Annotated in this window: 11 protein-coding genes and 1 pseudogene; 9 read left to right on the top strand and 3 right to left on the bottom strand. The window is 54.9% G+C overall.

From position 1 onward, the window contains the following. Window positions 1–8: 8 nt before the first annotated feature. A complete protein-coding gene (locus tag QQZ17_RS11950) occupies window positions 9–1,079 on the top strand; it encodes a sn-glycerol-3-phosphate import ATP-binding protein UgpC (protein ID WP_152400356.1) in 1,071 nt (356 codons plus the stop codon). After that, on the top strand, window positions 1,076–1,822 hold the full coding sequence (ugpQ, locus tag QQZ17_RS11945; RefSeq protein WP_152400355.1) for a glycerophosphodiester phosphodiesterase: 747 nt from the start codon (window positions 1,076–1,078) through the stop codon (window positions 1,820–1,822). Before QQZ17_RS11950 ends, ugpQ begins: the two co-directional genes overlap by 4 nt. On the opposite strand, the gene QQZ17_RS11940 is transcribed toward ugpQ, so the two are convergent. Further along, on the bottom strand, window positions 1,806–2,183 hold the full coding sequence (locus QQZ17_RS11940; RefSeq protein ID WP_152406213.1) for a DUF2756 family protein: 378 nt from the start codon (window positions 2,181–2,183) through the stop codon (window positions 1,806–1,808). The genes ugpQ and QQZ17_RS11940 overlap by 17 nt on opposite strands. 119 nt (window positions 2,184–2,302) lie before the next feature. On the opposite strand from QQZ17_RS11940, the gene ggt reads away from it, so the two are divergent. Beyond that, window positions 2,303–4,048 (top strand): gamma-glutamyltransferase, encoded by a 1,746-nt coding sequence (ggt, locus tag QQZ17_RS11935; protein WP_152400354.1) that lies wholly within the window; start codon window positions 2,303–2,305, stop codon window positions 4,046–4,048. A gap of 87 nt (window positions 4,049–4,135) precedes the next feature. On the opposite strand, the pseudogene yhhY reads toward ggt, so the two are convergent. Continuing rightward, window positions 4,136–4,624 (bottom strand): annotated as a pseudogene (gene yhhY, locus QQZ17_RS11930) (N-acetyltransferase). Between the two features lie 460 nt (window positions 4,625–5,084). On the opposite strand from yhhY, the gene QQZ17_RS11925 reads away from it, so the two are divergent. The 5 genes from QQZ17_RS11925 to gntU all read left to right on the top strand — a co-directional run bounded on the left by QQZ17_RS11925 (window position 5,085) and on the right by gntU (window position 10,038). Then, window positions 5,085–6,122 (top strand): oxidoreductase, encoded by a 1,038-nt coding sequence (locus QQZ17_RS11925; protein WP_152400353.1) that lies wholly within the window; start codon window positions 5,085–5,087, stop codon window positions 6,120–6,122. A gap of 123 nt (window positions 6,123–6,245) precedes the next feature. Next, complete coding sequence (locus QQZ17_RS11920; RefSeq protein ID WP_044253806.1) at window positions 6,246–6,941, top strand: pirin family protein; 696 nt, start codon at window positions 6,246–6,248, stop codon at window positions 6,939–6,941. A gap of 90 nt (window positions 6,942–7,031) precedes the next feature. Continuing rightward, complete coding sequence (gene gntR, locus QQZ17_RS11915) at window positions 7,032–8,027, top strand: gluconate operon transcriptional repressor GntR (RefSeq protein ID WP_152400352.1); 996 nt, start codon at window positions 7,032–7,034, stop codon at window positions 8,025–8,027. A gap of 139 nt (window positions 8,028–8,166) precedes the next feature. Beyond that, window positions 8,167–8,694 carry a gluconokinase gene (gene gntK / locus QQZ17_RS11910; RefSeq protein WP_042322982.1) on the top strand — a complete coding sequence of 176 codons (528 nt, stop codon included), beginning with the start codon at window positions 8,167–8,169 and terminating at the stop codon, window positions 8,692–8,694. Between the two features lie 3 nt (window positions 8,695–8,697). Then, window positions 8,698–10,038, top strand: a complete 1,341-nt coding sequence (gntU, locus tag QQZ17_RS11905) for a gluconate transporter (RefSeq protein ID WP_152400351.1) — start codon at window positions 8,698–8,700, stop codon at window positions 10,036–10,038. 93 nt (window positions 10,039–10,131) lie between these two features. Here the strand turns inward: gntU and yhgN are convergent, their stop codons facing one another. Next, window positions 10,132–10,725: an NAAT family transporter YhgN gene (gene yhgN, locus QQZ17_RS11900; RefSeq protein WP_042322978.1), complete on the bottom strand. Its 594-nt coding sequence runs from the start codon at window positions 10,723–10,725 to the stop codon at window positions 10,132–10,134. Window positions 10,726–10,916: 191 nt separating this feature from the next. Between yhgN and asd the strand changes: the two genes are divergently transcribed. Further along, complete coding sequence (asd, locus tag QQZ17_RS11895; RefSeq protein ID WP_152400350.1) at window positions 10,917–12,023, top strand: aspartate-semialdehyde dehydrogenase; 1,107 nt, start codon at window positions 10,917–10,919, stop codon at window positions 12,021–12,023. Window positions 12,024–12,287: the final 264 nt, after the last annotated feature.

Below are 12,287 nucleotides of genomic sequence, written 5' to 3'. Positions count from 1 at the left end.
ATACCGCGATGGCAGGTTTAAAATTACAGGCAGTAACCAAAAGCTGGGATGGTAAAACCCAGGTGATTCAACCGCTGACGCTGGACGTGGCGGACGGTGAATTTATTGTGATGGTCGGCCCATCCGGCTGCGGGAAATCAACGCTTCTGCGGATGGTGGCCGGACTGGAGCGTGTCACCAGCGGTGATATCTGGATCGACCGTCAGCGCGTGACCGAAATGGAGCCAAAAGATCGCGGGATCGCGATGGTTTTCCAGAACTATGCGCTCTACCCGCACATGAGCGTGGAAGAGAACATGGCGTGGGGGCTGAAAATCCGGGGGATGGGCAAGGGGCATATTGAGCAGCGAGTGAAAGAGGCGGCGCGTATTCTCGAACTGGACGGCCTGCTCAAACGTCGTCCGCGCGAACTCTCCGGTGGCCAGCGTCAGCGTGTGGCGATGGGGCGCGCCATTGTGCGCGATCCCGCCGTGTTCCTGTTTGATGAGCCGCTGTCGAACCTGGATGCCAAACTGCGCGTGCAGATGCGTCTGGAACTCCAGCATCTGCACCGTCGCCTGAAAACCACCTCGCTGTACGTGACCCACGATCAGGTCGAAGCGATGACGCTCGCCCAGCGCGTGATGGTGATGAACAAAGGCATTGCCGAGCAGATTGGCACGCCGGTGGAGGTTTATGAAAAACCGGCCAGCCGCTTTGTCGCGAGCTTTATTGGCAGTCCGGCGATGAACCTGCTGGAAGGGCGCATCAGCCATGCGGGTACGCACTTCGAACTGGAGAGCGGCATGGCGCTACCGGTGAACTGGTTTTATCGCGGCTATGCCGGGCGTAAAATGACGCTGGGTATCCGCCCGGAACATATTGCGCTAAGCTCCCAGGCGGAAGGCGGCGTGCCGCTGGTGGTGGACACGCTGGAGATGCTGGGCGCGGACAACCTGGCGCACGGTCGCTGGGGCGATCAAAAGCTGGTGGTGCGTCTGGCCCATCAGGAGCGCCCAAAGGCAGGCAGCACGCTGTGGCTGCATCTGCCGGAAAATCATTTGCACCTTTTTGACGGTGAAACAGGACAACGTGTATGAGTAACTGGCCGTATCCCCGCATCGTCGCCCATCGCGGCGGCGGTAAACTGGCACCGGAAAACACGCTGGCGGCGATCGACGTTGGCACGCGCTACGGACATACCATGATCGAGTTCGACGCGAAGCTGTCGAAGGATGGGGAAATTTTCCTGCTGCACGATGACAACCTTGAACGCACCAGCAACGGCTGGGGCGTGGCGGGGGAGCTCAGCTGGCAGGATTTGCTGCGGGTGGATGCCGGCGGCTGGTACAGCGGCGAATTTAAAGGCGAACCGCTCCCACTACTCTCGCAGGTGGCAGAACGCTGTCGCCTGCATGGCCTGATGGCCAATATCGAAATTAAACCGACCACCGGAACCGGGCCACAGACGGGGAAAGTGATAGCCCTCGCCGCGCGTACGCTATGGCAGGGGATGACCGCACCGCTGCTGTCGTCATTTGACATCGATGCGCTGGAAGCGGCGCAGGCCGCCGCGGTGGAGTTACCTCGAGGTTTGTTGCTTGACGAGTGGCGTGATGACTGGCGCGAACTGACCGCTCGCCTGGCCTGCGTGTCGATTCACCTGAATCACACCCTGCTGGATGAAACGCGGGTTAAGCAGCTTAAAACGGCGGGGTTACATATTCTGGTGTATACCGTCAACAAACCCCAGCGCGCGGCGGAACTGCTGCGCTGGGGCGTGGACTGCATCTGTACCGATGCGATTGACGTGATTGGCCCGGACTTTACTGCTGCGGGTTAAGCATATCGCCATTCTGACGCGGCGGTAGCATGTGTTGCTGGCCGCTCCCCTGTCGCGTACTGCCACTCAACATTCCGCCGTTGGTATTCGGTAACGGCTGTTCGCGTACCTGACCCTGCTGGATCCGCTGCTGATTGTTGTTCATTTGCGTTTGCAGGTTTTGCTGCTGGAGTTGCGTCTGCGATTTTAACTGCTGATTTAACATCCCTTTCTGTTGAATCTGCTGTGTTTGCATCTGCGTTTGCATCCGCTGCTGGCTGGGGATCTGATAACCCGGCTGGTTCGGATTGTTCAGGGTGTTAATCGGCTGTGCGAGACAGGCAAATGGCAGTAGCGCTGCCAAAATTAAGCATCGTTTCATCATCTTTCCTCCTCTGAGGTCTCTCTTAAGTTTACCCCTTTCCTGGCGAAACGATGATCATTTCAGAGTTATGCACCAGGCTTAGTGGGGGGCTGACCCCGCATCTTTGGAGAATAACGATGACGAAACCGACGTTTTTACGCCGGGTAGCCCTTGCTGCTCTGCTCTCAGGAAGCTGTTTCAGCGTGCTCGCTGCTCCCCCTCCTCCGCCTCCGGTGTCGTATGGCGTGGAAGAGGATGTGTTCCATCCCGTTCGCGCGAAACAGGGGATGGTGGCCTCGGTGGATGCGATGGCAACAAAGGTGGGGGTGGATATTCTCAAACAGGGCGGTAACGCTGTGGATGCCGCGGTTGCCGTGGGATATGCGCTGGCGGTGACGCATCCGCAGGCCGGGAATCTGGGTGGCGGTGGTTTTATGCTGCTGCGGACCAAAGACGGTAAGACCACGGCGATCGATTTTCGCGAAATGGCACCGGCTAACGCTACACGCGACATGTTCCTTGACGATCAGGGCAATCCGGACAGTAAAAAATCGCTGACCTCCCATCTGGCTTCCGGCACGCCGGGCACAGTGGCTGGGTTCTCACTGGCGCTGGAAAAATATGGCACCCTGCCGCTCAACAAAGTGGTGCGTCCGGCGATCAAGCTGGCTGAAGAGGGCTTTGTGGTTAACGATGCGCTGGCGGACGATCTGAAAACCTACGGCAGTGAAGTGTTGCCGAATCACGAGAACAGCAAAGCTATCTTCTGGAAGGATGGCGAACCGCTGAAAAAGGGCGACAAGCTGGTGCAGAAAAACCTGGCAAAAAGTCTGGAGCTGATTGCGGAAAAGGGGCCGGAGGCTTTCTATAAAGGGGCGATTGCCGACCAGATTGCGCAGGAGATGCAGAAAAACGGCGGGTTGATGACTAAAGAAGATTTGGCGGGCTACCAGGCGGTAGAGCGCACGCCGATCGGCGGCGACTATCGCGGGTATCAGGTCTTCTCAATGCCGCCCCCGTCCTCTGGCGGGATCCACATCGTGCAGATCCTGAATATCCTTGAAAATTTCGACATGAAGAAATACGGCTTTGGCAGTGCGGACGCCATGCAGGTGATGGCGGAAGCGGAGAAACAGGCCTACGCCGATCGTTCGGAATACCTGGGCGACCCGGATTTTGTGAACGTGCCGTGGCAAGCGCTGACCAACAAAGATTACGCCAAATCGATTGCCGAACGGATTGATATCAACAAGGCGAAACCTTCCAGTGAAATTCGCCCTGGTAAGCTTGCGCCTTATGAGAGTAACCAGACGACTCACTTCTCGGTGGTGGATAAAGACGGTAACGCCGTGGCGGTGACGTATACCCTCAACACCACCTTCGGGACCGGCATTGTGGCGGGTAACACCGGCATTCTGATGAATAACGAGATGGATGACTTTTCGGCCAAACCGGGCGTACCTAACGTCTATGGTCTGGTGGGGGGCGATGCCAATGCCGTTGGACCGAAGAAACGTCCGCTGTCGTCGATGTCGCCCACCATCGTGGTGAAAGACGGTAAAACCTGGCTGGTCACCGGCAGCCCTGGCGGGAGTCGTATTATCACGACCGTGCTGCAAATGGTGGTCAATAGCATCGATTTCGGGATGAACGTGGCGCAAGCCACCAATGCGCCGCGTTTCCATCATCAATGGTTGCCGGATGAGTTGCGTGTGGAGAAAGGCTTCAGCCCGGATACCCTTAAACTGCTTGAGCAAAAAGGGCAGAAGGTCGCGCTGAAAGAGGCGATGGGCAGCACGCAAAGCATCATGGTTGGGCCGGACGGCACGTTGTACGGTGCATCTGACCCACGCACCGTGGACGATTTAGCCGCAGGGTATTGATTTTGTTGCCGGGTGGCGGCTTCGCCTTACCCAGCCTACGTTTGTGCAGCTGTAGGCCCGGTAAGCGTAGCGCCACCGGGCAATTTGTCACTTCATCCGCGCCATAAAATATGCATCGACATACTCGCCGTTACGCAGGCCGTACTTTTTGCCGGTGCCTTCAATTTCGAAACCGTATTTTTTATACACCGCCACGGCGGGCGCATTATCGACAAACACCGTTAATTCAATGCGTTCGACGCGCAGCCAGTTGTCGCACATATCGATCATGGTACGCATTAATGCGCTGGCGACCCCGTGGTTTTGCCATTGTGTATCGACACAAATACCAAAATCGGCGACATGACTCCGGCGCGGACGCTAAGCGACGGCAATGCACAGGTGTCCGACGACGCGGTCATCAATACAGGCGACAAGTTGTTTGATGCCGGGCTGTTCGGCGAGTCGTGTCTGCCACATCTCGCTGGAAGGATGAGGAACCTGTAGCGTGTTGTAATACACCTCCGGCTGGGCATGGATCTGACGAATCGCGTCGTAATCTTTGGTCTCAGCGTGGCGTATCACGATCTCACTCATTCCCGCTCTCCTTCATCGTTAATTGTGCCTTTACAGTCGCTGAGATTAAAAATGTCGTCAACCGCATTTTTTTGTAAAAATCACTGGACAACTGCGAATGAGAATGATTATTATTGCTCTGCGTTCAGGAAGACCCTTGCGGAGAAACCTGAAAGCACGACATTGCTCACATTGCTTCCAGTATTATTTTAGCCAGCCGGGTGCTGGCTTTTTTTTTGGTTTTTTTTCAGCCTGGCTTACTTGTCATTTTGTCCCCGGGAAGTGCTCGAGCTCCTCACGTACATTAAGTACGCTCCGGTTGCTGTGCGCAGGCCGTGAATAATCTGCCTGCGCCACTCACGCCCGAGGCGCGAGCAATCCGTTTCCAGGTGCGCCAGCGCGCCCTCAAGGACTTCCCGCATTTAGTCTCCCTCCGCTTTGCGCTATGGTGTAGGTCATCACCTTCTGAAAGGACAGCATCATGACCTTACATTGCGCATTTATTGGGTTCGGCAAGAGCGCGACTCGCTACCATCTTCCGTACGTTCTCAACCGTAAAGACACCTGGCATGTGGCCCATATTTTTCGCCGTCACGCGAAGCCGGAAGAGCAGGCGCCCATCTACTCACACATCCATTTCACCAGCGATCTTGATGAAGTGTTCAACGACCCTGAGGTGAAACTGGTCGTCATCTGTACCCACGCGGACAGCCATTTTGACTACGCGAAACGGGCGCTGGAAGCCGGAAAGAACGTACTGGTTGAGAAGCCATTCACCCCGACGATGGTTGAAGCGAAGGTGCTGTTTGAACTGGCGCAAAACAAAGGGCTGACGGTGACGCCGTATCAGAACCGTCGCTTTGATTCCTGTTTCCTGACCGCCAAAAAAGCGATTGAAAGCGGTAAGCTTGGTGAGATTGTGGAAGTGGAAAGCCACTTCGATTACTACCGTCCGGTTGTGGAAACCCACCCCGGTTTGCCGCAGGATGGCGCGTTCTATGGCCTGGGCGTACACACCCTGGATCAGATAATCTCGTTGTTTGGTCGCCCGGACCATGTGGCCTACGACATCCGCAGCCTGCGCAATAAGGCCAATCCGGATGACACCTTTGAAGCGCAGCTGTTTTACGGCGATGTAAAGGCGATTGTCAAAACCAGCCATCTGGTGAAAATCGACTATCCGAAGTTTATCGTTCACGGCACCAAAGGTTCGTTTATCAAATACGGTATTGATCAGCAGGAAACCAGCCTGAAGGCCAACATCATGCCGGGTGAACCGGGCTTTGCGGCAGATGATTCCGTTGGCGTGCTGGAGTACGTCAACGATGAAGGCGTGACGGTGAAAGAAGAGATCAAACCGGAAACGGGCGACTATGGTCGTGTCTACGACGCGCTGTATGCCACTCTCACCACCGGCGTGCCAAATTACGTCAAGGAATCTGAAGTTCTTACCAATCTTGAAATTCTCGAACGGGCATTTGAACAGGCCTCTCCTGCCACCATCAGCCTTGCCCGATAAGCCGGATTGGCTCCTCCTGAGTTGTTCATAATTTTTGAACAGAGGAGTCAATTTTCACCCTCTATGATTGATGGTGGATTCGGTCCACACTTACTCCATCGAAAACATCTGGGGGTGAACACAATGATCTACTTACGCAAAGCAAACGACCGTGGCCACGCGAATCATGGCTGGCTGGATTCCTGGCATACCTTCTCTTTTGCGGATTACTACGATCCAAACTTTATGGGCTTCTCGGCATTGCGCGTGATTAACGACGACGTGATCGACGCTGGTCAGGGGTTCGGTACTCACCCACATAAAGACATGGAAATCCTGACCTACGTGCTGGAAGGCGCAGTAGAACACCAGGACAGCATGGGCAATAAAGAGCAGGTTCCGGCGGGTGAATTCCAGATTATGAGCGCGGGGACCGGGATCCGTCACTCTGAGTACAACCCGAGCAAAACGGATCGTCTGCGTCTGTATCAGATCTGGATCATTCCGGAAAAAACCGGCATCACGCCGCGTTATGAGCAGCGCCGCTTCGACGCCGCGCAGGGCAAACAGCTGGTGCTGTCGCCGGACGCTCGCGACGGCTCGTTGAAAGTGTACCAGGATATGGAGCTGTACCGCTGGGCGCTGGTGAAAGGCGAGCAGTCAGTACATCAGATTGCCGCTGAACGTCGCGTCTGGATCCAGGTGGTAAAAGGTGAGGTGAGCATTAACGGCACTAAAGCCACTACCAGCGACGGTCTGGCGATTTGGGATGAGCAGGCTCTGTCAATTCATGCTGACAGCGATAGCGAAATCCTGCTGTTTGATCTGCCTCCTGTATAAATAATTACGCAACCTTCCCTTTAAACGGGGAAGGTTGTGCTTTGTCCGTGATAAACTGAGCAAATCTCTCACTTATGATTTCTCAGGACGATGAAGAAGAAAAGACCCGTACTTCAGGATGTAGCCGACCGCGTTGGCGTGACCAAAATGACGGTCAGCCGCTTTTTGCGTAATCCGGAGCAAGTTTCCGTCGCCCTGCGGGGCAAGATCGCTGCTGCACTTGATGAACTGGGTTATATTCCCAATCGCGCACCTGATATCCTCTCCAACGCCACCAGCCGGGCCATTGGCGTTTTACTGCCCTCGTTAACCAACCAGGTTTTTGCCGAAGTTTTACGCGGCATTGAGGCCGTGACGGACGCGCATGGCTATCAAACCATGCTGGCGCACTACGGTTATAAGCCGGAGATGGAACAGGAGCGTCTGGAATCGATGCTCTCGTGGAACATCGATGGTCTGATCCTGACTGAACGTACCCATACGCCGCGCACGTTGAAAATGATCGAAGTGGCAGGAATTCCGGTGGTTGAACTGATGGACAGTCAGTCGCCTTGCCTCGATATCGCTGTCGGTTTTGACAACTTTGAAGCCGCGCGTCAGATGACCGCCGCGATTATTACACGCGGGCATCGCCACATCGCTTATCTGGGAGCACGTCTCGACGAACGTACTATCATCAAACAGAAGGGTTATGAGCAGGCGATGCTGGATGCGGGTCTGGTACCCTACAGTGTGATGGTGGAGCAGTCTTCTTCTTACTCCTCGGGTATTGAGCTTATCCGTCAGGCGCGTCGTGAGTATCCACAACTGGACGGTATCTTCTGTACCAACGATGACCTGGCGGTGGGCGCAGCTTTTGAATGTCAGCGTTTAGGGCTGAAGATCCCGGACGACATGGCAATTGCGGGTTTCCACGGCCATGATATCGGCCAGGTGATGGAGCCGCGTCTGGCCAGCGTGCTGACGCCGCGCGAGCGTATGGGCAGCATTGGCGCAGAACGTCTGCTGGCGCGCATTCGTGGGGAGAGCGTCACGCCAAAAATGTTAGATTTAGGTTTCACCTTGTCACCGGGTGGATCTATTTAAGCCAACAAGTTTGAAGTAGCTCACACTTATTCACTTCTCGCACGTTTGGATATTGCTTCTGTTTTAGTCAGGCTGGACAATGTTACCGATAACAGTTACCCGTAACAATTCCTGATTCTTGTACTGTGGGGGCACCACTTTGAGCACGACTAACCATGATCACCACATTTACGTTCTGATGGGCGTATCGGGCAGTGGCAAATCCGCTGTCGCCAGCGAAGTAGCGCATCAACTGCATGCCGCGTTTCTTGATGGCGATTTTCTCCATCCGCGTCGCAACATTGAGAAAATGGCGTCTGGTGAACCACTCAATGATGACGACCGTAAGCCGTGGCTGCAGGCGCTGAATGATGCGGCGTTTGCGATGCAGCGTACCAACAAGGTTTCGCTGATCGTCTGTTCCGCGCTGAAAAAACACTACCGTGACCTGCTGCGTGACGGTAACCCGAACCTCTCTTTCATCTACCTGAAAGGCGATTTCGACGTGATCGAAAGCCGTCTGAAGGCGCGTAAAGGCCATTTCTTCAAAACCCAGATGCTGGTGACGCAGTTTGAAACGCTGCAAGAGCCGGGTGCTGACGAAAACGATGTACTGGTGGTGGATATCGATCAGCCACTGGAAGGTGTTGTTGCCAGCACCATTGAGGTCATTAATAAAAGGCAGTAAGTTTTGAGTACATTAACGCTTGTTTTAACGGCAGTAGGCTCTGTTCTGCTGCTGTTGTTTTTAGTGATGAAGGCGCGTATGCACGCCTTCGTTGCTTTGATGGTGGTGTCTATTGGTGCAGGTCTCTTTTCCGGTATGCCGCTCGATAAAATCGCGGCGACAATGGAAAAAGGGATGGGAGGTACGCTGGGTTTCCTGGCGATTGTGGTCGCTCTGGGGGCAATGTTCGGCAAGATTTTGCATGAAACGGGCGCGGTCGATCAGATTGCGGTCAAGATGTTGAAATCCTTCGGCCACAGTCGCGCGCACTATGCGATTGGGCTGGCGGGGCTGATTTGCGCGCTGCCGCTGTTCTTTGAAGTGGCGATTGTACTGTTGATTAGCGTCGCGTTCTCGATGGCGCGTCACACCGGTACGAACCTGGTGAAGCTGGTGATTCCGCTGTTTGCGGGCGTGGCGGCTGCCGCAGCATTTCTGCTGCCAGGGCCGGCACCGATGCTGCTCGCCTCTCAGATGCACGCCGACTTCGGTTGGATGATTCTGATTGGTCTGTGCGCCGCGATTCCTGGGATGATCATCGCCGGGCCGCTGTGGGGCAACTTTATCAGCCGCTACGTTGAGCTGAATATTCCTGACGATATTACCGAACCGCACCTGGGCGAGGGCAAAATGCCGTCCTTCGGCTTTAGCCTGTCGCTGATCCTGCTGCCGCTGGTGCTGGTGGGGCTGAAAACCATCGCCGCACGCTTTGTGCCAGTCGGTTCTACGGCTTATCAGTGGTTTGAATTTGTCGGTCACCCGTTCACCGCAATTCTGGTGGCTTGTCTGGTGGCGATTTACGGCCTGGCGATGCGTCAGGGGATGCCGAAAGATAAGGTGATGGAGATCTGCGGTCACGCGCTGCAACCGGCGGGGATCATCCTGCTGGTGATTGGTGCAGGCGGCGTCTTCAAGCAGGTACTGGTGGATTCCGGCGTGGGCCCGGCATTGGGTGAAGCGCTGACCGGGATGGGCTTACCGATTGCCATTACCTGCTTCGTGCTGGCGGCGGCGGTGCGTATCATTCAGGGCTCCGCGACCGTGGCCTGCTTAACGGCGGTGGGTCTGGTGATGCCGGTGATTGAACAACTGAACTTCTCCGGTGCGCAGATGGCGGCGCTGTCTATCTGCATCGCAGGCGGTTCTATCGTGGTCAGCCACGTGAACGACGCCGGTTTCTGGTTGTTCGGGAAATTCACCGGTGCGACAGAAGCACAAACCCTGAAGACCTGGACGATGATGGAAACCATCCTCGGCACCGTGGGCGCCGTTATTGGGATGATTGCGTTTCAACTATTGAGCTGATGTTTGTCGGGTGGCGCTTGCGCTTACCCGACCTACAAAAACCGCAAATACCAGGCCCGGTAAGCATAAAAGCGACCGGGCTTTTTTACGCTTTTATCCCTTCATCCACATCCGAATACCGTCCAGGAACATCTGGGTCGCCATCATCACCAGAATCAATCCCATCAGGCGCTCCAGCGCGTTCACCCCTTTCTCACCCAGCAGACGCAGAAACAGCGACGACTGCAGCAGGATCGCAAAGGTCCCGCCCCAGGCCAACAGCAGGGCAATCACCAGATGTCCCATCTGATTCGGATACTGATGTGATAACAGCATCAGCGTGGCCAAAATGGTTGGACCGGCCACTAACGGGATCGCCAGCGGGACAATAAAGGGCTCTTCACCTGCCGGAAGTCCGGCACTGTTTCCGGTGGCGCTGGGGAAAATCATCTTGATGGCGATCAGAAACAGGATAATGCCCCCGGATATTGAAACCGTTTCGGCTCGCAAATTAAGAAATGCGAGAATTTTCTCGCCCGCAAAGAGGAAGATCAGCATCAGCAACAGCGCAATGAAAAGCTCGCGCACCATTATCGCCCGACGCCGTTTCGGCTCGGTATGTTTCAGTACGGACATGAAAATGGGCAAGTTACCGAGCGGATCCATAATCAGGATCAATAAAACGGCTGCAGAAATGATTTCATTCATAACTCAAATTCCCTGATAATTGCCCTGGACTTTCTGCTCGCTTAAGCAGCGGGATAAGTCGCATTACTGATGGCATCGCTATCATTGATTAAATTCACTTGCGACTTTGGCTGCTTTTTGTATGGTGAAGGATGAGCCAGTAGGACACTGGTCAGCATACACAGCACACATCTTTGCAGGAAAAAAACGCTATGAAAAATGTTGGTTTTATCGGCTGGCGCGGTATGGTCGGCTCTGTTCTCATGCAACGCATGGTTGAAGAGCGCGACTTCGACGCCATTCGCCCTGTTTTCTTTTCAACTTCCCAGCTTGGGCAGGCAGCGCCGACGTTCGGCGGCACCTCGACCGGCACACTTCAGGACGCTTTCGATCTGGACGCGCTGAAAGCGCTCGATATCATCGTGACCTGTCAGGGCGGCGATTATACCAACGAAATCTATCCAAAGCTTCGTGAAAGCGGATGGCAGGGTTACTGGATTGACGCCGCCTCTTCATTGCGCATGAAAGATGACGCGATCATCATTCTCGACCCGGTAAACCAGGATGTCATTACCAACGGCCTGAACAAAGGGATTAAAACCTTTGTTGGCGGTAACTGTACCGTCAGCCTGATGCTGATGTCGCTGGGTGGCCTGTTTGCTCACGACCTGGTGGACTGGGTGTCGGTTGCGACCTACCAGGCGGCCTCCGGCGGCGGCGCGCGTCATATGCGCGAACTGCTCAACCAGATGGGCCAGCTGCATAGCTATGTGGCTGATGAACTGGCAACCCCTTCTTCCGCCATCCTCGATATCGAACGCAAAGTCACCCAACTGACCCGTAGCGGCGAATTGCCGGTGGATAACTTTGGTGTCCCGCTGGCGGGCAGTCTGATTCCGTGGATCGACAAACAGCTTGATAACGGCCAGAGCCGCGAAGAGTGGAAAGGCCAGGCGGAAACCAACAAGATCCTCGACACCGCGTCAGTCATCCCGGTAGATGGTCTGTGCGTGCGCGTCGGCGCGCTGCGCTGCCACAGTCAGGCGTTCACCATTAAGCTGAAAAAAGATGTTTCCATTCCGACCGTGGAAGAACTGCTGTCGGCTCACAATCCGTGGGCGAAAGTGGTGCCAAACGATCGGGATATCACTATGCGTGAGTTAACCCCAGCGGCCGTTACCGGTACGTTGACCACGCCGGTTGGCCGTCTGCGTAAGCTGAATATGGGACCGGAGTTCCTGTCAGCCTTTACGGTAGGCGACCAACTGCTATGGGGGGCAGCAGAGCCGTTGCGCCGCATGTTACGGCATCTGGCGTAACCGCGTTTGTTTATATTCAAGGGGTGCTGAGTCACCCCTTTTTATGCGTAAAAAAGGAGTAAACGCAGATGTATTATCTTTATGCAGGAGTTAATTAAAGTGTTGGCTATTCTTTAAGGGTGTCCTGATCGCAGTATCAGGGCTTTACCTGAAGGTAGGACGGGGCAGAGAGGATGCACAATTGTGCTGCGCCGTTCAGGTCAAAAAAAAAGTGTCACTGGCTGATGTCGAAAATCAGTTGGAGGAGTGACACCAAAAACAGGA

The sequence above is a fragment of the Citrobacter sp. T1.2D-1 genome, from assembly GCF_950098555.1.
Taxonomy (GTDB): Bacteria; Pseudomonadota; Gammaproteobacteria; order Enterobacterales; family Enterobacteriaceae; genus Citrobacter_A; species Citrobacter_A telavivensis.
Note: the sequence above shows the minus strand (reverse complement) of the source record. Positions and strands in the feature narration are given on the sequence as shown.